This is a genomic window from Microbacterium sp. F2, from assembly GCF_052274505.1.
In the GTDB taxonomy this organism is placed as follows: Bacteria; Actinomycetota; Actinomycetes; order Actinomycetales; family Microbacteriaceae; genus Microbacterium.
Genome location: NZ_JBNVBV010000002.1, coordinates 514,888 through 534,533 on the forward strand (window position 1 = coordinate 514,888; position 19,646 = coordinate 534,533).

Genomic DNA, 19,646 nt, shown 5'->3' on the forward strand with positions numbered 1-19,646 from the left:
CCCCGCGGTGGGCACCGCGACCCCCCGAATCAGACGGCTCGCCAGCACCCGTCGAGGTGATCGTCGACCATCCCGGCCGATTGCATGAGGGCGTACATCGTCGTCGGCCCAACGAAACGGAACCCGCGGCGGCGCAGATCCCGGCTCAGGGCATCGGATGCCGCGGTCGTGGCCGGGACCTCGCTCAGCACGGTGGGGCGCGGCCGATCACCGGGCGGGACGGCGAAAGACCACAGCAGCGCGTCGAGATCCCCGGCTGCCATGTCGGCCACGAGCCTCGCGTTGGAGATCGTCGCCTCGATCTTGGCCCGGTTGCGCACGATTCCGGCATCCGCCATGAGGCGCTCGATATCGTCGCCGCCGAACGTTGCGACGACCTCGGGCTCGAAGCCCTCGAACACCTCGCGGAAGCGCGGACGCTTGCGCAGAATCGTGATCCACGACAACCCAGCCTGAAACCCTTCGAGACTCATCTTCTCGAACAGGGCACGGTCACCGTGCAGCGGCTGTCCCCACTCCTCGTCGTGATAGCGGATGTACTCCGGATCGGCGCCGACCCAGCCGCAGCGGGCGAGACCGTCAGCCTCGACGACCAGATCGGAGCGAACTACCTCAGGACTCATGCTCACACGCTAGGCCCCGCCGCTGACATCGACAGTGCGCCGGTGTGAGCGGCCTCACCGACCGGACTTGGCTACCTTCTCGGGAATCGGCGCGGAACCGTCGGCCGCCTGGCCCGCGTAGTAGTCGGCGGCCTCCTCCTGACGGGCCTGCTCTGCGCCGGAAGCGATGGGGGCACGCACGTGCTCGGGCTCGTAGCCGAACGCGTCGACGAGGTCCTGTGCGTGCGGGCGCAGTCTGCGCAGCAGCCGGTCGATGTAGCGCGTTACCGCAGCGGCCCGCTGGGTCGAGAGACGCCCGTTGATGAGGTACCACGAGAGGTGCTTCTCGATGAGGGTCAGGCCGAACAGGTCACGCAACCAGGTCAGGACCTGCTTGGTGTCGGCATCCTCGATGCGGTTCACGGCATCCGTGAATGCCTCCCATTGCAGCAGCTCGCCGTGGGCACGACCGGCCTCGATGAGCTCTGCCTGGTTTTCGTTGAACAGGGCCGCGGCAGCCGCCTTCGACATCTTGGATGCCGGGCGCAGCCGCCCGGCGATGTCGGCCACCATCTGCTGCACGCGGTCGCCGAGCAACTCATGCTGCTGGTCACCGCGAAGTCCGCGCTCGACGGCGCGGGCGGTGGAGCCGAAGTCGGTGACGACCTGTCCGAACTGGCGAAGCCCCGCGCCGTGCAGCACGTTGCCGGCAGTCTGGCCCACGGCGAACCGGGCGAGGGATGCTGCATCCTTGCCCTTGAACTGCTTGGCGTAGTCGGAGAGCAGCCGCTTGCCCACCAGCTGCAGCAAGACGTTGTTGTCACCCTCGAAGGTGACGTAGATGTCGAGGTCGGCGCGCAAGGCCGTGAGGCGATTCTCGGCGAGGAAGCCCTGACCGCCGCACGCTTCGCGGGCCTCCTGGATCGTGTCGAGCGCGTTCCACGTCGACAGCGCCTTCAGCGCGGCAGCGAGGGTCTCGAGGTCCTCGCGCTCCTCGGGGGTGTCGGTGCGACCACTGAAGACACCGTCGAACATCTGCAGCAGCTCGTCGTGCGCGAAGGCCTGCGCGTAGACCTGTGCGAGCCGGGGAAGCAGCCGACGCTGGTGCTTGCCGTAGTCGAGCAGGGTCACCTCGGGGGTTCCTGCACCGCTGTCGAACTGGCGGCGCTGGTTGCCGTAGGTCACCGCGATCGTGAGGGCGAGCGCGGATGCCCACGTCGAGGCGCCGTCGAGCGAGACGCGGCCCTGCACGAGAGCGCCGAGCATCGTGAAGAAGCGCCGACCTGGGCTGTCGATCGGACTCGAGTAGGTGCCGTCGGGCGCGACATCGCCGTAGCGGTTCAGCAGATTCTCACGCGGAATGCGAACCTGGTCGAAGTGCAGGCGACCGTTGTCGATGCCGTTGAGGCCGCCCTTGACGCCGTCATCCTCACCGCCGACTCCGGGCAAGAAGGCGCCCTCGTCATCGCGGATCGGCACGAAGAAGCAGTGCACGCCGTAGTTCACGCCCCCGGTGATGAGCTGAGCGAACACCGTCGCGGCCTTGCCGTGCAGCGCGGCGTTGCCGAGGTAGTCCTTCCACGCTCCCCGGAAGGGCGTGTGGATGACGAACTCTTCGGTGTCGGGGTCGTAGGTCGCCGTCGTCCCGATCGCCGAGACGTCCGACCCGTGCCCCGTTTCGGTCATCGCGAAGGCGCCCGGCAGGGCGAGGGAGATCACGTCGGGAAGCCAGCGGTCGTGGTGCTTCTCGGTGCCGAGCTGGTAGATCGCCGAGCCGAACAGTCCCCACTGGACGCCCGACTTGATCTGCAGGCTCGGGTCGGCGAGCACGATCTCCTCGAAGCCGGCGAGGTTCGCGCCGTTGTCTTCGAGGCCGCCATACTTCTTCGGGAACGCGCGGCGGGAGCCCCCGGCGTCGACCAGCAGATGCAGCTGGCTGAGGACACGCTCGCGGTGCTCATCCATGGGCAGTCCGTTGATCTGCCAGAACGCGGGGTCCTTGATCATCTCGCGGGCTTCGCGGCGAGTATCTGCCCATGTACCGAGCAGCATTCGGGTGACCAGTTCGGTGTCGATGTGCGGTTCGGCGGTGGGCGTTTCGGACGGACGGACGGCAGCGTCGACCATGGGATCACCTCTCGATGAGGGGGAAGGGAACGTCAGGACCCACGGTAGGCATCCCACAAAGACGGCTCAAATCGCTTCACGATGCCTACAACAAGGGTCGACGACGTCGGACCGGATGGTTGTGGTGTTGCGACAGGGCGCTCAGGAAGCCTCCAGCCGGATGCCGCCTCACTCGCTGCCGTTGCGCTGCACCCACTCGACGGCACGCTCGGCGACCGTTGCCACATCGGCCGCGACATCGACCACCACGCCAGACTCGTCGTCGCCGAGCGGTTCGAGCGTCGCCAGCTGCGAGGCCAGCAGCGCCGGGGGCATGAAGTGTCCGGTGCGGGCGAGCGCCCGGTTGCTGAGGAGTTCCGGATCGCCGGTGAGGTGGACGAACACCGTGTGCGGCGCGCGTGCGCGCAGGCGATCCCGATACGCGCGCTTCAACGCGGAGCACGCCACCACGACCCCGGATGACTCCGCTGCGGCGCGCTCGGGCACCTGACCACCAGCGGCGCGCAGCGCCAACCGCTCCCCCACGAGGTCGAGCCAGGGCGCCCGGTCGGCGTCCGTCAGCGCAATCCCCTGCGACATCTTCGCGACGTTCTCGGCCGGATGGAGGTCGTCCGCGTCGACGAAGGGGAGGTGGAGGCGGCGGGCGATCTCGATCCCGACCACCGACTTGCCGCTCGCACTGACTCCCATGACGACGATCGCGGTGTCGGGTCGGGTCATGCTGCAAGCCTATGGGGAGCCGCGCTCGGGCCCGTTGCAGGACCGCGCGCGCCCTGCCTGCCGGCCAGAGTGTGAGTCCGTGAGAACCGAGCGCTGTTTGTCTTCAACTCGCGTGGGCGTCCACGACGACCAGGACGGCAATCTCAAAGAGAGCCGGCAGCGTCGCCGCGGGCGTCCGCTCGAACGCTGGGGTACGGACACTTGCACACTCGCCCTGTTGCGCCGCAGAGGCGCACGGTTCCGAAAGCGCGCTTCGACCGTTTGGGAAGTCCGTAGAACGATCGTCTTTCGTACACGGGTATTGGGAGCAAAGCTCTCATTTGTCCCCCGAAATACCTACATACACGTCCGTGGTCCTGTGTGAGCCTGGGTTGGAAGTTAGAGATCCACGCGTTTCCAACAGAGAGGTCGGATCGGGATGAGCCCACTACTCAGGAACCAAGACCCTTCGCTTCGGCGGAGCAAGAAGACCGTCGCGGGTACGGCGAGGCGGGCCATTCTCGGCGGCCTCGGCTGCGCGGTGCTGGCCGTCGGAGCGTTCGCACCTTCTGCTATCGCGGCCCCAGCACCAGGAGATGATGAAGTACAGGTTTCGCTTGAGGCTCCGGTCGAGGATCTCAAGGCTGTCCCCGATGCAAGGGGACAGCGGCTCGAAATTATCGATATCGACGAGGCTAAGGCCGACGAGAAAACTGCTGTGGCTCTGACGTCCGGCGGTGACCCCGTGCTGCTCCGATCACTGTATGCACCGAAGGAACAGGAGCCAACCTCTGACGCCACCGAACCCGGGCTCGAGGGTTGGGTTGAGGGCGTCAACTACTTCACCGATGGGGAACCGCAGACTTCAGAGGAAAAGATCTCGTTCAGCGATCTACCTCAGATCGACCCCGCCTCCCTGGAGCTCGCATTCTCCACAGCGACCTCCTCAACATCCTTTTCAGCCGCGTGGGTTGGCGACGAGAAAGTCCTCTACGACGTGTATCGCGACGGAGTCTTCGTAGACACTGCAGACGATGCGTCATTCAGCGAAAGTGGCCTGCAGCCAGGAACGGACTACACCTACACGGTCCAACCTGCAGCACGAGAGATCGGCGGCGATGAACTGACGTTCCAGGTCCACACGCTTGCCGCCAACGCCGCCGAACTTTTGGAGACGGTAGACGATCCGATCTCGTCACTGTCTCTTCAGCCAGTCGCGTCATGATTCTTGTACAACACGTTTATCACGAATAATCGCGTCGACTGGGACATCATCCAGGGCGCTTTCGGCGGGTGCGTCGGCATCTTCGGCGATAAGTTCGGTGGAGACAATCGCGGGTACGTGACCCCGACTTTGTACGAGGACCCGTGGTGGTACAACTCTCATCGGACCGGTGTTCGAATGAAGATCGACTTCGGACCGAACTACGTCATCGAGGAAAAGCATGTCGGACAGACCCGTCTGTACAACAGCTCGGGTGGACTCAAGGAGACCCGTACGGCATCGACGAGCGGCATCGTCTTCAGCGAGCGCAGCGTCAGCTCAAGCCTCTACAAGGTGAAGGTCAGCCATGAGGTTGGGAACCCGTTTTGCTCGTCCGGCGCGATTCGGTACGTCGTATACGTGAAGACGTGGGCGAGCGGTGTGATGCAAGTCGATGGATACCGGCACCCCGTCCCCGCCCACGAGGCGTATGGCTTGTTCATGAACTCCAGCGGCTCGGAGTATTGGCAGACGATGTACCAAGGCGCCCAAGGGGACTTCATCTGCGTGTCAGGTCTCTGCCCCACGCAGACGATCTCCAAGACGCATACTCCTTCGTAGGATGAAAGCATGACAAAACCGACGATGGGACCGTACTGGCGAGTGATCGCGTACGGTTCCGTCGTCGGTGTCGCACTTTCCATCGGAACGCTCAATGTGTACTACCTCATCTTCGCGACGGAATACACGCTGCAGACTTTCGTTGATGCCGCCAAGTGGGGTACGGCCCTGGCGCTCACGACATCCGCGTTGGTGGTGCTCGGGACCATCGCCCTTGCGCGGAAGCTACGAACCAGAAGTGGCAAGGCACTCTTCGTTATCTTCAGCGTCGTGAGCCCAGTTGTCGGCTGGCTCCTCCTTGGCGTTCTGAACGGACTAGTGGTCAGCTGGCTCTTCTTCTTCGGATTCCCGCTGATCGCGGTGGTTTCGGGGACCCTTGCCGGGATCGTCGCAGCTATTGCGATGTTCTTTGTGCCACAGGCGGACGCCCCCAAAGAAGATTCCGTCTCAACTGACGATCCCCTCGGAGTGTTCAACTCGTCGCCCTGATCCGCGAACCGTCAGCGTATTTCGCTTGTACACGACGGACAGTCACGCCCTCTGAACTCACGGGCTACCCCGTCGTTCCCAGAGGAGGCACGGGGTAGCTAACGTGTGGGGAGTGGACCAGTTCCGTGCGTTCATCGACGAGTCGTCGGCTGCGGGGCAATCGTCAGGAGTATCTGATCTGCGCGGCGTTGGTCGAGGTGGATGCGTGTGAGGCGGCGCGCGATGTGATGCGGTCGCTGCTGCTTCCTGGCCAGGTGAAGGTGCACTGGACGGCTGAGAGCGAGGCGCGCCGTCGACGGATCGTGGAGACGATCACGAGCTTGGGGCCGATGAACGTGGTCGTCAGCCACCTGGATGAGTACCGCAAGAAGGTCGAGCGGTATCGCCGGAAGTGCCTCGAGGTCGTCTACCGCGAGCTGGCGGGCATGGGGGTCACGGATGCCGCGCTCGAGCACCGGTCCCACTCACAGGACGCCGCGGATCGCGCCCACATCGTCGCACTGCAGGCGCAGAGCCTGGACCACAGTCTGCGGATCAGTCACCCGAAGGGCGGTGAGGAGCCGTTGCTGTGGATCGCGGATGCGGTGCTGGGAGCGATCAACTCGCGTCACCTCGGCATCCCCGAACACTACGACGCTCTGGTAGGGACGCTGGCGTTCGAGGAGATGACACCGGATTCGCAGGGGCTGGACTGAAAAGGCGAAAGACCCTAGATCCAGTCGTCCGGCTGGGGTTCTAAGGTCTTCTTCCCTCTCCGTCGTAACGGTGGGCACTCCCAAGGATACATCGCCACGGCCGGGTTGGCCAACGTTAGCGGATACCCGCCGCGCTCGGCGGAGGACCGCGGTGGCGCGAGGTCCGGCTGTAGGCTCGCGCGCTCGAGTAGGACCGGCTGATCTGTTCTCTCGTGGTGCGGCGCCGCCGTCGCGATGCGACGAGCTGCACAACGCAGAAGGCAGCGATCGCCGGCGCGCCCGTCAGCCCCGCAGCGACAGCAACGTTCTCGGCAGCGCGACAGATCGCAGGTCTGTCGCTATCCGGTCGGTTGATCGTGGGGCGTCGGTGAGTTGGATGGGGTGGTCGGGTTCGAGGTAGAACTCGTCGAACGTGTCGCCGTCTTCGTTGTCGGCGGGCCAGAGGCCGATTTCGATCTTGTGGCCGTCGAAGGCGAGCCACGCGATTTCGCGGGGTGGGATGCGGACGGGGAGGAGCAGGTTGGGGTTGGGGATCTCCCAGCTGATCCAGGCGCCGACATGAGGGTGCCCCAGTTCCCCCGCGATGGTGGGGTTCTGGGGCACCTGAGCGTTGCCGGTCACAGGGCGGCAACCGATGGTCTCAGGCATGCGCGGCGACGACGGCCAGAACCGCCTCGCCGTAGGCGTACTTCTTCTTCGCCCCGATTCCGGTGATCCCCTCGAGGCCCGCGGGCGAGGTCGGACGGGCTTGGGCGAGCGCGCGCAGGGTCGCGTCGCCGAAGACGACGTAGGCGGGCACTCCCTGCTCGCGCGCGGTCTCGGCCCGCCACGCCCGGAGCGCCTCGAAGAGGTCACGGTCGGCCGGGGCGACATCAGTCGCGGCGGTCTTGCGCACGCGGGCCGATCCCGCGCGTCCGGCGACATCGCGACGCAGGGGCACTGCCTGTTCACCCTTGAGCACGGGGCCGGCCGCCTCGCCGAGAGCGAGAGTGCCGTACTCGCCGCGGGCGACGAGGATGCCGCGGGCAAGGAGCTGGCGCACGACGCTGCGCCAGTCCTGGTCTGACAGGTCGGACCCGATGCCGTAGGTCGCGAGGCTCTGGTGACCGAGCTGGCGGATCCGTTCGGTGTCGGCGCCGCGCAGGATGTCGATGAGCTGCCCCGCCCCGTACGCCTGCCCGCGCTCGCGCTGGAGGCGCACGATCGTCGACAGGAGCTTCTGGGCCGGGATGAGACCGTCCCAGGTCTCGGGGGGCTCGAGGCACGTGTCGCAGTTCCCGCAGGGTTCGGCCGGCTGACCGAAGTACCCGAGCAGATTGACCCGTCGACACTCGACGGTCTCGCAGAGGGCGAGCATGGCATCCAGGTGCTGGTGCTGGCGACGCTTGCGGGCAAGATCACCCTCGCCCCCGTCGATCAGACGCCGCTGCTGCACGACATCCGCCAGGCCGTAAGCCATCCAGGCGACCGACGGCTCACCGTCGCGGCCGGCGCGACCGGTCTCCTGGTAGTAGCCCTCGACGGATTTCGGAAGGTCGATGTGGGCGACGTAGCGGACGTCGGGCTTGTCGATCCCCATCCCGAACGCGATAGTCGCGACCATCACGACTCCGTCTTCGCGGAGGAACCGCTGCTGGTTCGCGGCACGGATGCCGGCATCCAGACCCGCGTGGTACGGCAGCGCGTCGATGCCCTGCCCGTGGAGGTAGGCGGCTGTCTGCTCGACACTCTTGCGACTCAGCGCGTACACGATCCCCGACGCGCCGGCAGGCTGGGCGCGGACGAACGCGGTGAGCTGGCGCCGCACGTCGGTCTTGGGTTCGATCCGGTACTGGATGTTGGGTCGGTCGAAGCTCGCGACGAAATGGCGGGCATCGGGCAGGCGCAGCCGGTCGCTGATCTCCCGGTGGGTCTCGCGGGTGGCGGTCGCGGTCAGCGCCATGCGCGGGACCCCGGGGAAGCGCTCGGCGAGATCGCCGAGCGCGAGGTAGTCGGGGCGGAAGTCGTGACCCCACTGCGACACACAGTGGGCTTCGTCGATCGCGATGACGCTGAGCCGCCCCCGCTGCAGGAGCGCTGTGGTCGCGGCGCCCGACAGGCGTTCCGGTGCGACATAAAGCAGATCGAGCTCACCGCTCAGGTATGCGCGCTCGGTCTCGGCGCGCTCTGATGCGGTCTGTGTCGAGTTCAGCGCCGCGGCGCGCACACCGTTGGCCCGCAGCGCCTCTACCTGGTCGTGCATGAGGGCGATGAGCGGCGAGATCACGAGGCCCGTACCTTCCCGCACGAGCGCGGGAACCTGGTACGTGATGCTCTTGCCGCCGCCGGTCGGCATGAGGACGACGGCGTCGCCCCCTCCCACGACGTGGGCGACGATGTCGGCCTGGTCGGCGCGAAACGAGTCGTATCCGTACACCTCGCCCAGCACGGCGAGCGGATCTGCACCTGCGAACGAGCGGGCGGGAGCCGCAGGTGCGGCCTGGATGCCGGCGGCGGCCGGCGCCCAGTCCTCGGGCGGCTCCTCGCCGTCGGGAGGTGGCGCGAGATCGTCCGGATCCCACACCAGATCGGCGTAGGGGTCTTCGGGCGTGTTCACCGCTCCACCGTATCCGGCGCCGCTGACGCTGCCACGGCCAGCACCGTCGCCGCTCACAACCGCACGACCTCAGTGACGCGAACGACCGCGGTTCCCTCCTCGACGGATGCCGCAAGGTCCACCTCGGCACGGATGCGCCAGTCATGGTCTCCGGCCGGGTCGTCGATGATCTGCTCGACGCGCCAGGTGTCGGCATCCGTCGTGTCGATGACACACAGCTGCGGCGAGCGCGCGGGACCGCCGGTGAGGATCTCGTCGTGCTCGTCGTAGTACCGATCCATCGCCGCCGACCAGTCGACGCCCGGATCGAGCTCGGCCAGCCCGTCGTCGTCTTGCAGCGCCGCCAGCTGGATACGGCGGAACAGTTCGTTGCGCACGAGCACCGTGAAGGCGCGGCGGTTTGTCAGGACCGACGGCGGTGCCGGCGGCACGACCGGGGCCTCGGGGTCGGCGACCGGGTTCGTGAGGGATGCCCACTCGTCGACCAGCGACGAGTCGACCTGCCTGACCAGTTCGCCGAGCCACTCGATGAGGTCGAGCACCTCGTCGGTCTGCGCCTCGGCCGGCACGGTCTGGCGGACGGCACGGTAGGCATCCGAGAGATAGCGCAGCACGAGACCCTCGCTGCGGGCGAGCTGGTAGAACGAGACGAACTCACCGAACGACATCGCCCGCTCATACATGTCGCGAACGACCGACTTGGGCGACAGCTCGAAATCGAGCACCCACGGCTGACTCGACGCGAACACCGCGAAGGACTGAGCGAGGAGGTCTGCGAGCGGCTTCGGGTAGGTGATGTCTTCGAGCAGCGCCATCCGTTCGTCGTACTCGAGCCCGTCGCGCTTCATCGCCGCCACCGCTTCACCCCGCGCGCGGAACTCCTGCTGCGAAAGGATCGCGCGGGGGTCATCCAGCGTCGCCTCGATCACGCTCACGACATCCAGCGCGTAGTGGCCAGTGCCAGCCGTGGTCGTGGCACCCGACGTTCGCAGATTCGCGCCAGGTTCGGAGGATTCTGGCTCAGGACTGCGGAGTTCGTGCGATTCTGCGGGGTTCGCGGGCGAGGGAGCGGGTGCCGGGGCGGCCGGGTCGAGCAGGGAGATGGCGGCGAGCGCAAAGGGCGAGAGCGGCTGGTTGAGGGCGAAGTTCGGCTGCAGATCGACGGTGAGACGGATGCCGTCAGCCGCGGCATCCACGATCCCTGCCGTCACGAGCGTGCGGAAGATCGCCAGCGCGCGACGCGCCAGCTCGTACTGCCGTGCACGCGGCTCGTGGTTGTCGAACACAAGGGAGCGGACGTTCCCGAAGACGTCTCCGCCGCGACCGATGACGTTGATGAGCATCGCCGCGGTCAGCTGCAGGTGCGGGGTGAGTGGCTCGGGTTCGGCGTCGACGAGTCGCTCGAACGACCCCTCACCCCAGTTCACCTGTCCGGTCGGGGCCTTCTTGCGCACGATCTTCTTGCGCTTGGCCGCATCATCCCCCGCCTTGGCGAGCGCCATGGCGTTCTCGATCTCCCACTCGGGAGCCATGACGACGACATTGCCGTAGGGATCGAACCCGGCCCGGCCCGCGCGGCCCGCAACCTGGTGGAACTCGCGGGCGGTGAGCTGCCGCATCCGCGTGCCGTCGAACTTCGTCAGCGCCGTGATCAGCACCGTGCGGATCGGCACGTTGATGCCAACGCCGAGGGTGTCGGTGCCGCAGATGACCTTGAGCAGTCCGCGCTGCGCGAGGGTTTCGACCAGGCGCCGGTAACGCGGCAGCATGCCGGCGTGATGGATGCCGATCCCAGCGCGCACGAGCCGCGAGAGCGTCTTGCCGAACCCGGTCGTGAACCGGAACCCGCCGATCTCGGCGGCGATCTGATCGCGCTGCGCGCGCGAGGCGATCTTGGTGTTGATGAGCGCCTGAGCGCGCTCGAGGGCTGCGGCCTGCGAGAAGTGGACGATGTAGATCGGGGTTTCAGACTCCTCCAGCAGTCGCTCGACGACGTCATGAACAGGGCGCCGCTCATACGAGAAGTGCAGCGGCACGGGACGCTCGACGCCCGTGATCTGCGCCACCTCGCGTCCGGTGCGGCGCTCGAGGTCAGCCACGATCGGGGTGACATCGCCCAGGGTCGCCGACATGAGCAGAAACTGCACACGCGGAAGCAGCAGCAGCGGCACCTGCCACGCCCAGCCGCGGTCGGGATCGCCGTAGTAGTGGAACTCGTCCATCACGACGGCGTCGATGTCGGCATCCGCGCCCTGCCTCAGGGCGATGTTCGCGAGGATCTCGGCAGTGCAGCACACGATCGGTGCGTCGGCGTTGACCGACGAGTCACCGGTGACCATTCCGACGTTCTCGGCGCCGAAGATCTCGACCAGCGCGAAGAACTTTTCGGCCACGAGCGCCTTGATCGGCGCGGTGTAGTACGAGCGCCCGCCGCGGGCAAGCGACGCGGTGTGAGCAGCGATCGCGACGAGCGACTTGCCCGTTCCGGTCGGCGTCGAGAGCACCACGTGCGAACCCGACACGAGTTCGATGGCAGCTTCGTCCTGCGCGGGGTAGAGACGGATGCCGCGGCCCTGCGCCCACGACACGAAAGCGTCATAGACGGCATCCGGTGCGGCGCCTGTCACGGCGTCCGTGAGCGTGGGCGGGGAAGTCACCCCCCGAGTCTGCCTGACGCGAGCGAATCGGCCCCCACTCGCACTGACCCTCGCGGAACACGACAGCCCCCGCCTACGTTGGGAGGAAGCAACGAAAGGACAGGTGATGACCGATACTGACGTGACCCCCGAGGTCGTGCGCAACGACGACAAGGGACGATACGAGATCAGCCTCGACGGAGCCCTCGCCGGCTTCACCGAATTCGTCGCCGACGATCAGGGTCGCCTGGTCTTCCCCCACACCGAGATCGATCGGGCCTTCTCGGGCCGAGGCCTCGGCACCGAACTCATCGGACAGGCAATGACGGATGTCGCGTCCCGCGGCGAGACTGTCGTGCCGGAGTGCTCGTTCGTCGTGCGCTACCTGCAGAAGCATGAGGTGAACGGCCTCGACATCGCGTGGCCCCACGGGTCGGCGCCGCAGGGATGACCCGACTCGACTCGGACGCAGCGGTGGCCGAAGAAGGCGCAGCCGACTGCGACGGACCCCGCCTGCTGAACCTCGAAATGAGGGATGTCCCGCTCGGCGGGATACGGGCCATGCAGGTCTCTCGCGCGCTCCCGCAGCGCGACCTCCCGCTCGTCGGAGCGTGGTGCTTCCTCGACCGGTTCGGGCCGCAGCGCACCATGATGCGCGTCGAACCGCATCCGCACATCGGCTTGCAGACCGTGACCTGGCCGATCAGCGGCGAGGTGCGTCACCGCGATTCCGTCGGCAGCGACGTGATCGTGCGCCGCGGCGTGCTCAACCTCATGACCGCGGGCGCCGGCATCTCTCACTCCGAGTACTCGGTGGGCGAGACGGATGTCGAGCTCGACGCCCTGCAGTTGTGGGTAGCCCTCCCTGAGGCGACCCGGTTCGGGGCGGCATCCTTCGAACAGCACGCGGATCTTCCGGTGCTCGACCTGCCCGCTGCCGCGGGAAGCGCGCAGGCTACCGTTGTGCTCGGGACGCTCGGCGAGGCATCCTCCCCCGCAACAGCGCACACCCCGATCGTTGGCGCCGAGCTGGACCTGACGCCCGGAGCTGATGTGCTCGTCCCGCTCGATACGGCGTGGGAGCACGCGCTGCTTCTGATCGACGGCGACGCGAGCGTTAGCGGGGCGCCGGGAACGGAAGCGCACGACACCGCCGACCTGGACGCCAACAGCCTGCTGTACCTCGGTACACACCGCGACGCGATCACCGTGCGGTCGAGCGCGGGTGCGCGCATCTTCCTGCTCGGCGGCGAGCCATTCCCCGACGAGATCGTGATGTGGTGGAACTTCGTCGGACGCTCGCACGATGAGATCGTCGCCGCCCGTGAAGACTGGGAGAACTCCACAGCCCGGTTCGGTCACGTCATCGACCACGGCTCGGAGCGCATCCCCGCCCCGCCGCTTCCGGGAGTGCGACTGACGCGGCGACGCAGACGCCTCTGAGACCGACTTTGGTCCCGAACGCGGCAGTACGCTGATACGGTGGCCCGAACCTCCGTCCTGACGACGCGTGTGCTCCTGACGACCGCCGCCATCGGCGTCGCGACGGGGCTGCTCGCGGGCATCGCGGGATGGGTCACGCCGCTCGTCCTCGGAGCTGCACCGATTCTGTACGGCTTCGTCCTCGGAGCCCATGTGCTGCCGGGCATCATCGCGCAGGAGGTCATTCGCCTCCCGTGGGTGGCGCTGCTCAGCCACGTGTTCGCAGCGCTGGTAGCCAGCGCCATGGCTCCCCAGTGGGCACTTCGGTTCCTCGGCACGGCGATCCTCTTCGGCGGCATCCAAGAGCTCGTCGCCGCACTCACCCGCTACCGGGTGTGGGACGCCTGGCGGTTCTTCATTTCGGCCGTGATCATCGGCATCCTGGTCGCCGTTGTCGTCGCGTTCGCCGCCGACCTCGCCTCGCTGCCGTTGTGGGCACAGATCATCTACCTCATCGTCGCGGTGCTCGGCCCCGTCGCGTGGACGGCCGCGGGCCTCGGGGTCGGTGTCTCGCTGCGTCGCGCCGGCGTCGCGCGCCGCTCGTGACGCTCCCCGCCGCGGGCCTGCGAGACCGGACGCTCGGGGCGCCTGGAGTTAGGTTCAGCTAAGTTAGGGCGTACTTCCCTTTCCGACGAGGACCCGTGACCGCTCCCCCCGACTCCGCTGCGCGCTCGGCATCCGTCGCCTCTTCTCCTGGTGAGACGGCGGCGCCGGAGGCGAGCGCCGGGTCCGCCGCTGCGCCGCTCCTGCGGCTGAGCGAGGTCGGAGTCACGCACGAGGGTGAGGATGCCGCGACCCCGGCATCCGCGTCGTTCGCGGTGTCGCGCGGCGATGTCGTGCTGCTTCTCGGGCCGAGCGGATCGGGCAAGTCCACGCTCTCGCTCGCGATGAACGGACTCATCCCCCACGCCGTTCCCGCGACGGTGTCGGGCCGCGTCGAGGTCGCCGGCATGGATGCCGCGACCCATTCCGTGGCGCAGCTGTCGACACACGTCGGGATCGTGTTCCAGGACCCCGATGCCCAGCTGGTGACAGGCACACTGCTCGACGAAGTCTCATTCGGGCCCGAGAACCTGCGCCTGCCGGTGGCCGAAGTGCTCGCCCGTGCGGAGACGGCGCTGCGCCGCGTCGGGCTGTGGGAGCGGCGGCGCGAGAACCCCGATCGCCTCTCGGGCGGCGGCAGGCAGCGGCTCGCGATCGCCTGCGCCCTGGCCATGGGTTCGCCCCTTCTCGTGCTCGACGAGCCGACGGCGAACCTCGACCCGCAGGGAATCGAGGACGTCTACGCGGCGCTGGCCGAACTCGCGGCATCCGGCGACAAGGGCATCGTGCTCATCGAGCACAACCTCGACGCCGCCGCCTCGTTCGTGAACCGGGTCGTTGTGCTCGATGCTGCCGGCGTCGTTATCGCTGATGGGGCGGTTGACGAGATCCTGCGGGGGCGCGCGGCCGAACTGCACGACCTCGGGGTGTGGTTGCCGACCTCGACCCTCGCTGCCCTACGGCTGCGGGAGGCCGGATATCGGTTCGATCCGCTGCCGATCAACCCCGAGGAACTGCGCGCCGCGCTCGATCAACAGCCCGCGCCGCCCGCTCTGCGCCAAGCGACTGCGGCTACCAAAGCGCCAGTGGCGGCATCCGGCACGCGCATCGACGTGCGGGGGCTCACGCTACGCCGCAAGAAGACCGAGGTACTGACGGATGTCACACTCGATGTGCAGGACGGCGAGTTTCTCGCGATCGTCGGCGCCAACGGGGCGGGAAAGACAACACTGATCCAAGCCCTCGCCGGTGTGCTCACCCCACCGCGAGGCACGGTCCGGATCGACGGGCTCGACGTTGCGCGACAGGACGATCGGTCACTGTCGACCCACGTCGGGTTCGTGTTCCAGAATCCCGAGCACCAGTTCATCGCAACCTCGGTGTTCGACGAGATCGCGCACGGCCTGCGCCGTCAGCACCTCGACGAGGCAGAGATCGAGCGGCGGACACTCGACCTTCTCGACCGCTTCGGGCTGCGCGAGCGGGCGCATGTTCATCCGTTCCTGCTGTCGGGCGGGCAGAAGCGGCGCCTGTCGGTCGGGACCGCCCTTGTCGCCGGGGCCCCCGTGCTCGCCCTGGACGAGCCGACCTTCGGGCAGGACCGCGCCCGAGCCGACGAGCTTCTCGGGCTGCTGCGCGACCTCAACCGGGACGGCACGACGATCATCGTCGTCACCCACGACATGCAACTGGTCGCCGAGTATGCCGACCGCATCGCAGTCATGGAGGCGGGGCGCGTCACCGCGACCGGGACGCCGGGCGACGTGTTCGCGGATGCCGACCTCATCGCCCGCGCGGGCCTGCGGGTGCCGCCACTCGCGCGCGCACTCGCGCCGCTTGCCAGCCATCCGGAGCTTCGCACGATCACGCGCGTCGCAGACCTTCCCGGGGGTGCGTCGTGACGACGGCGCCGACAATGCTCCCGGCATCCGTGGCCGATGACCCCTATGCCCCGGTGCGGCAGACCTCTGCGGTGCGTTTCCTCTACGGAATGAACCCGCTCGCCACGATCGCAGCTGTCCTTCCGGCCCTCGTGCTGCTCGTGTTCGTGCGCGACCTTGCGACGCCTCTGGCGTTTCTGGCGCTGTCGTACCTCGTGCTGCTCGTGGGCGTCAGCCTCAGCATCCGATCCGCCGTCCTTCTCGCGCTGGTGATACCCGGCGCGACCCTGGTGTTGGGGTTCGGCTTCGCGCTGTGGACGGATGCCGCACTCGTCGCGAACACCCCGCCCGTGCTGCAGATCGGGGCGTGGACGCTGTACGCCGGCGCGCTCCAGATCGGACTTGCAACGGGCCTCCGGCTTGCGGCGATCCTCGCGCTGTCGCTCATCCCGGGCCTCAGCACGACCGGCCCCGACCTCGTTCGGGCCTGCGTACAGCAGCTGCGCGTCCCCTACCGGATCGGGTACACGGCGCTGGCAGCCTTCCGGTTCGTGCCCCGGTTCGGTCACGAGCTCGAGATCATCCGCCAAGCCCATCGCGTCCGCGGCGCGCACCGCGGGCGCGGACCGATCGCGAGCCTGCGCCGGTGGGCCAGCTACCTCGTGCCACTGCTAGCCGGCGCCATCCGCCACGCCGAGCGGGTCGCCCTCGCGATGGACTCCCGCGCCTTCGGCGCCTACCCCGATCGCACCGAGCGCCATCTCGTCCCGTTCCGCACCCGCGACGTCGTTTTCATCGCCGCCTTCTGGGTAGCATCCGCCGCCCTCTTCACCCTCTTTTTCCCCTGGGGCCTCGCCTAGTCAGCCAGCCCAGTTGTCCGGGCCGGCGCCGCCGCGAACGACGGATGCCGCGACCCGCGCCTCCTCAGAGGGCGGTGTCGCGGCATCCGCGGGTGCGACGAGTGATCAGCGTTTGCCGGCCAGGTCCCGCCCCACGATCTCGCGCATGATCTCGTTCGTGCCGCCATAGATGCGGTGGACGCGAGCGTCGAGGAACGCGCGCGCAATCGGGTACTCAGTGATGTAGCCGTAGCCACCGTGCAGCTGGACGCCGAGGTCGAGCACCTCCCACTCCCGCTCGGTCGCCCAGAACTTGTACTTCGCTGCCTCTTCGGCGCTCAGTTTGCTGTCCTTGTAGGCGCGCATGACGCGATCGGTATATGCCCAGAGAGCCTCGACCGATGCCGCCATGTCGGCAAGCCGGAATCGGGTGTTCTGGAAGTCGGCGATCCGCTCACCGAACGCTTCGCGATCCTTCGTGTAGGCGAGCGTCCAGTCCAGGGCAGCTTGCGCCGCGGCGGCACCGGCGACACCGATCGACATGCGCTCGAGCGGCAGGTTCATCATGAGCTGCACGAAGCCCATGCCCTCGCGGCCGCTGATGAGGTTCTCCTCCGGAACGAAGACGTCGCTGAACGAGAGCTCGGCGGTGTCGTGGCCGTGGAAGCCCATCTTGTGCAGCTTCTTGCCGTGATCGAAGCCTTCCATGCCGTTCTCGATGAGCAGCAGGCTGAAGGCATCCGGGCGGTTGCCCTCGCCGGTCTTGACGAACGTGACGACGAGATCGGCCGTCTTGCCGCTGGAGATGAACGTCTTGGCACCGTTGACGATGTAGCCGCCGTCGACCTTCTTCGCGGTCGTCTTGATACCGCGCAGGTCGCTGCCGGCACCGGGCTCGGTCATCGCGAGCGCGCCGATCACCTCGCCGGTCGCCATACCGGGAAGCCACTTCTCCTTCTGCTCCTGGGTGCCCATGTGCACGAGGTAGGGCACGGCGAGGTCATCCTGGATGCCGAAAGCGCCGGCCAGGGATCCCGAGCCCGCGGCGATGACCTCCTCCATGACGATCGCGCGGAAGCGGTAGTCCTGCAGCATCCCGGCACCGCCGAACTCTTCCGGCACCGACAGGCCGATGAGTCCGGACTCACCGGCAGCTTTCATCGTGTCGCGGTCGATCTCGCCGTCGGCATCCCACCGGGCGATTGCCTCATTCGTGACGTATCGCTTGACGAACTCCTTGACGACGTCGCGGAACGCCTCGTGGTCTTCGTCGTAGATGTCGCGCTCCATGTGAGCCCTTCCTTCCACATCGATGGCGCGGGCCTGCCGGAATCGGCGGTTCGGCCCCGTCGCCGACGCGATTCTATGCCCGCGGGCTGTCAGCGCTTCGCACCCGGTGTGGGATTGCGGTTCACGTGGGGCGGTACTGCGTCTCGCGTTTGTAGGATGCCTCCAGGTTCGGCATCAAGTTCGGATACTCTGCGTCGCGGGTTGACAGTAAGTCGTATTTTTGTTCGACTATGCGCATGCGATGGAACGGGCAGGCGATAGGCGCGAGCGACGCCAACGCGCTGCCCGGGATGGAGCACCTCGGGGGCTTCGTCCGGTCCGTCACGACACCCGAGTTTGCGGGCATGACCTTCCACGAGGTCATTGCCAAGAGCGCCCTCAACCACGTCCCGGGTGCTTCGGCGATGCCGTTCGACTGGACCGTGAACCCCTATCGCGGATGCAGTCATGCGTGCTCCTACTGCCTAGCTCCGGAAACCACGATCCTGCTCGCCGACGGCCGCACCCGCACCCTCGGCGATCTCCGGGTCGGCGATTCGATCATCGGCACCGAACGCCGCGGAGAGTACCGCCGGTACGTCGCCACAACGGTGCGCGCGAAGTGGACGACGAATCGACGCGCGCACCGCGTGACCCTCGCCGATGGGACAGAGCTCATCGCAAGCGCCGATCACCGCTTCTTGACCGAGCGGGGCTGGAAGCACGTGAAGGGTGCGATGAGTGGACCGGAGCAGCGTCCCTACCTGACCGCTAACAACCGCCTCATGGGCTTCGGCATGGGCGCAGCGCGAGCCGTGAGTCGTGACGCCGCCGACAGATTGTGGCGACTGGGTTATCTGGCGGGAATGATCCAGGGCGACGGAATGATTCTGCACAAGACTTACCCGCGTCGGGGTCGCACCGGCGCGATTCACGCCTTTCGACTCGCGCTTGCGGACACGGAGGCTCTGGAACGCACCCAGGCGTTTTTAGCGCTCGAGGGAATCCCCACCAATGTGAGGCCGTTCACAGCCGCAACCGAGCAACGGCGCGCCATGCTCGCCATCCATACAGCACGCAAAGAGGGGGTCGCCGCAATTGAGGCCCTCATCAAGCGACCCGCAGACCTGAGCGAGGAGTGGCTCGCTGGATACCTGGGCGGAATCTTCGACGCCGAAGGCTCCTGTTCCCGGGCTGTGCTGAGAATCAGCAACAAGAGCGCGGACGTGCTCGGCACGGTCCGCGAGGCACTCGCGTGCTTTGACATCCCTGCCGTCACCGAGGGGCCGCGACCGAACGGGGTGAGCGCTATCCGGGTCACGGGCGGGCTGGCTTCGCGGATGCGCTTCTTCGAGATCTCACGACCCGCGATCACGAGAAAGCTCTCGATAGTCGACACTGCGGTGAAGACATCGAGTGACCTCCGCGTCGTCGAAATCGAAGATCTCGGGCACAGCATCGACATGGTCGACATCACGACCGGCACCGGTGATTTCATCGCGAACGGCGTTATCAGTCACAACTGCTTCGCCCGCGGCACGCACGAGTACCTCGAGCTGGATGCCGGGCGCGACTTCGACTCGCAGATCGTCGTCAAGGTCAACGTCGCCGACGTGCTGCGCACAGAGCTCGCACGGCCGTCGTGGCCCGGCGATCCGGTCATGCTCGGCACAAACACCGACCCGTATCAGCGGGCCGAGGGACGGTACCGACTCATGCCCGGCATCATCCAGGCGCTGACGGATGCCGGCACCCCGTTCTCGATCCTGACCAAGGGCACGCTGCTACGCCGGGATCTTCCGCTTCTGACAGAAGCCTCGTATGAGGTCGATGTCTCACTGGCGATGTCGATAGCCGTGTTCGACGATGCACTACAGCGCACGCTCGGGCCGCGTCCGTTTGAGTGGTGGTCTTTCGCTTCGTTGCGATGATCAGCTGTCGTTAGTTTAGGCGGCGGTGATCTC

16 protein-coding genes and 3 pseudogenes are annotated in these 19,646 nt (G+C 67.0%); 12 read left to right on the plus strand and 7 right to left on the minus strand.

Annotation, left to right across the window (positions count from 1 at the left end):
• Positions 1-29: 29 nt before the first annotated feature.
• The 3 genes from ACQVDU_RS07615 to ACQVDU_RS07625 all read right to left on the minus strand — a co-directional run bounded on the left by ACQVDU_RS07615 (position 30) and on the right by ACQVDU_RS07625 (position 3,449).
• The gene (locus tag ACQVDU_RS07615; RefSeq protein WP_443476742.1) at positions 30-623 is read right to left on the minus strand and encodes a DNA-3-methyladenine glycosylase I; all 594 of its coding nucleotides are present in this window, start codon (positions 621-623) and stop codon (positions 30-32) included.
• A gap of 54 nt (positions 624-677) precedes the next feature.
• Positions 678-2,729 carry an acyl-CoA dehydrogenase family protein gene (locus tag ACQVDU_RS07620; protein ID WP_443476743.1) on the minus strand — a complete coding sequence of 684 codons (2,052 nt, stop codon included), beginning with the start codon at positions 2,727-2,729 and terminating at the stop codon, positions 678-680.
• A 168-nt stretch (positions 2,730-2,897) separates the two neighbouring features.
• A complete protein-coding gene (locus tag ACQVDU_RS07625) occupies positions 2,898-3,449 on the minus strand; it encodes a gluconokinase (RefSeq protein ID WP_300595031.1) in 552 nt (183 codons plus the stop codon).
• A 418-nt stretch (positions 3,450-3,867) separates the two neighbouring features.
• Between ACQVDU_RS07625 and ACQVDU_RS07630 the strand changes: the two genes are divergently transcribed.
• The 4 genes from ACQVDU_RS07630 to ACQVDU_RS07645 all read left to right on the plus strand — a co-directional run bounded on the left by ACQVDU_RS07630 (position 3,868) and on the right by ACQVDU_RS07645 (position 6,437).
• A complete protein-coding gene (locus ACQVDU_RS07630) occupies positions 3,868-4,653 on the plus strand; it encodes a hypothetical protein (protein WP_300595033.1) in 786 nt (261 codons plus the stop codon).
• Between the two features lie 3 nt (positions 4,654-4,656).
• A complete protein-coding gene (locus ACQVDU_RS07635) occupies positions 4,657-5,253 on the plus strand; it encodes a hypothetical protein (protein ID WP_300595035.1) in 597 nt (198 codons plus the stop codon).
• A 9-nt stretch (positions 5,254-5,262) separates the two neighbouring features.
• On the plus strand, positions 5,263-5,742 hold the full coding sequence (locus tag ACQVDU_RS07640) for a hypothetical protein (protein WP_300595037.1): 480 nt from the start codon (positions 5,263-5,265) through the stop codon (positions 5,740-5,742).
• 125 nt (positions 5,743-5,867) lie between these two features.
• Positions 5,868-6,437: a hypothetical protein gene (locus ACQVDU_RS07645; RefSeq protein WP_443476744.1), complete on the plus strand. Its 570-nt coding sequence runs from the start codon at positions 5,868-5,870 to the stop codon at positions 6,435-6,437.
• Between the two features lie 282 nt (positions 6,438-6,719).
• Here the strand turns inward: ACQVDU_RS07645 and ACQVDU_RS07650 are convergent, their stop codons facing one another.
• From ACQVDU_RS07650 to ACQVDU_RS07660, 3 genes are read right to left on the minus strand one after another with little or no spacing between them, the layout of a single operon-like run.
• On the minus strand, positions 6,720-7,085 hold the full coding sequence (locus ACQVDU_RS07650; RefSeq protein ID WP_300595041.1) for a hypothetical protein: 366 nt from the start codon (positions 7,083-7,085) through the stop codon (positions 6,720-6,722).
• Entirely contained in the window at positions 7,078-9,033 is a 1,956-nt protein-coding gene (gene recQ / locus ACQVDU_RS07655) for a DNA helicase RecQ (protein WP_443476745.1), read from the minus strand. The genes ACQVDU_RS07650 and recQ overlap by 8 nt, the downstream gene beginning before the upstream one ends.
• A 53-nt stretch (positions 9,034-9,086) precedes the next feature.
• Complete coding sequence (locus ACQVDU_RS07660) at positions 9,087-11,690, minus strand: DEAD/DEAH box helicase (protein WP_443476746.1); 2,604 nt, start codon at positions 11,688-11,690, stop codon at positions 9,087-9,089.
• Positions 11,691-11,796: 106 nt separating this feature from the next.
• Between ACQVDU_RS07660 and ACQVDU_RS07665 the strand changes: the two genes are divergently transcribed.
• From ACQVDU_RS07665 to ACQVDU_RS07685, 5 genes are all read left to right on the plus strand, one after another.
• Positions 11,797-12,120, plus strand: a complete 324-nt coding sequence (locus tag ACQVDU_RS07665; RefSeq protein ID WP_300595047.1) for a GNAT family N-acetyltransferase — start codon at positions 11,797-11,799, stop codon at positions 12,118-12,120.
• Positions 12,117-13,112 (plus strand): pirin family protein, encoded by a 996-nt coding sequence (locus tag ACQVDU_RS07670; protein ID WP_443476747.1) that lies wholly within the window; start codon positions 12,117-12,119, stop codon positions 13,110-13,112. Before ACQVDU_RS07665 ends, ACQVDU_RS07670 begins: the two co-directional genes overlap by 4 nt.
• Positions 13,113-13,151: 39 nt before the next feature.
• Positions 13,152-13,697 carry an ECF transporter S component gene (locus ACQVDU_RS07675; protein WP_443476748.1) on the plus strand — a complete coding sequence of 182 codons (546 nt, stop codon included), beginning with the start codon at positions 13,152-13,154 and terminating at the stop codon, positions 13,695-13,697.
• Between the two features lie 95 nt (positions 13,698-13,792).
• Entirely contained in the window at positions 13,793-15,595 is a 1,803-nt protein-coding gene (locus ACQVDU_RS07680; protein WP_443476749.1) for an ABC transporter ATP-binding protein, read from the plus strand.
• Positions 15,596-15,609: 14 nt separating this feature from the next.
• Entirely contained in the window at positions 15,610-16,434 is an 825-nt protein-coding gene (locus tag ACQVDU_RS07685) for an energy-coupling factor transporter transmembrane component T (protein ID WP_443476760.1), read from the plus strand.
• A 105-nt stretch (positions 16,435-16,539) separates the two neighbouring features.
• Here ACQVDU_RS07685 and ACQVDU_RS07690 read toward each other — a convergent pair whose 3' ends face one another.
• Positions 16,540-17,703: an acyl-CoA dehydrogenase family protein gene (locus ACQVDU_RS07690; protein ID WP_300590763.1), complete on the minus strand. Its 1,164-nt coding sequence runs from the start codon at positions 17,701-17,703 to the stop codon at positions 16,540-16,542.
• A gap of 236 nt (positions 17,704-17,939) precedes the next feature.
• Between ACQVDU_RS07690 and ACQVDU_RS07695 the strand changes: the two are divergent.
• The 3 pseudogenes from ACQVDU_RS07695 to ACQVDU_RS07705 all read left to right on the plus strand — a co-directional run.
• Positions 17,940-18,377 (plus strand): annotated as a pseudogene (locus tag ACQVDU_RS07695) (intein-containing Rv2578c family radical SAM protein); the annotation flags it as partial.
• A 360-nt stretch (positions 18,378-18,737) separates the two neighbouring features.
• Positions 18,738-18,959, plus strand: a pseudogene (locus tag ACQVDU_RS07700) (LAGLIDADG family homing endonuclease); the annotation flags it as partial.
• 246 nt (positions 18,960-19,205) lie between these two features.
• Positions 19,206-19,574, plus strand: a pseudogene (locus tag ACQVDU_RS07705) (Rv2578c family radical SAM protein); the annotation flags it as partial.
• Between the last annotated feature and the right edge of the window lie 72 nt (positions 19,575-19,646).

What these genes read in the sequence shown, in the direction of transcription:
- ACQVDU_RS07615 (WP_443476742.1), bottom strand. Translation starts at nt 623, where the DNA reads ATGAGTCCTGAGGTAGTTCGCTCCGATCTGGTCGTCGAGGCTGACGGT.
- ACQVDU_RS07620 (WP_443476743.1), bottom strand. Translation starts at nt 2,729, where the DNA reads ATGGTCGACGCTGCCGTCCGTCCGTCCGAAACGCCCACCGCCGAACCG.
- ACQVDU_RS07625 (WP_300595031.1), bottom strand. Translation starts at nt 3,449, where the DNA reads ATGACCCGACCCGACACCGCGATCGTCGTCATGGGAGTCAGTGCGAGC.
- ACQVDU_RS07630 (WP_300595033.1), top strand. Translation starts at nt 3,868, where the DNA reads ATGAGCCCACTACTCAGGAACCAAGACCCTTCGCTTCGGCGGAGCAAG.
- ACQVDU_RS07640 (WP_300595037.1), top strand. Translation starts at nt 5,263, where the DNA reads ATGACAAAACCGACGATGGGACCGTACTGGCGAGTGATCGCGTACGGT.
- ACQVDU_RS07650 (WP_300595041.1), bottom strand. Translation starts at nt 7,085, where the DNA reads ATGCCTGAGACCATCGGTTGCCGCCCTGTGACCGGCAACGCTCAGGTG.
- ACQVDU_RS07665 (WP_300595047.1), top strand. Translation starts at nt 11,797, where the DNA reads ATGACCGATACTGACGTGACCCCCGAGGTCGTGCGCAACGACGACAAG.
- ACQVDU_RS07670 (WP_443476747.1), top strand. Translation starts at nt 12,117, where the DNA reads ATGACCCGACTCGACTCGGACGCAGCGGTGGCCGAAGAAGGCGCAGCC.
- ACQVDU_RS07685 (WP_443476760.1), top strand. Translation starts at nt 15,610, where the DNA reads ATGCTCCCGGCATCCGTGGCCGATGACCCCTATGCCCCGGTGCGGCAG.
- ACQVDU_RS07690 (WP_300590763.1), bottom strand. Translation starts at nt 17,703, where the DNA reads ATGGAGCGCGACATCTACGACGAAGACCACGAGGCGTTCCGCGACGTC.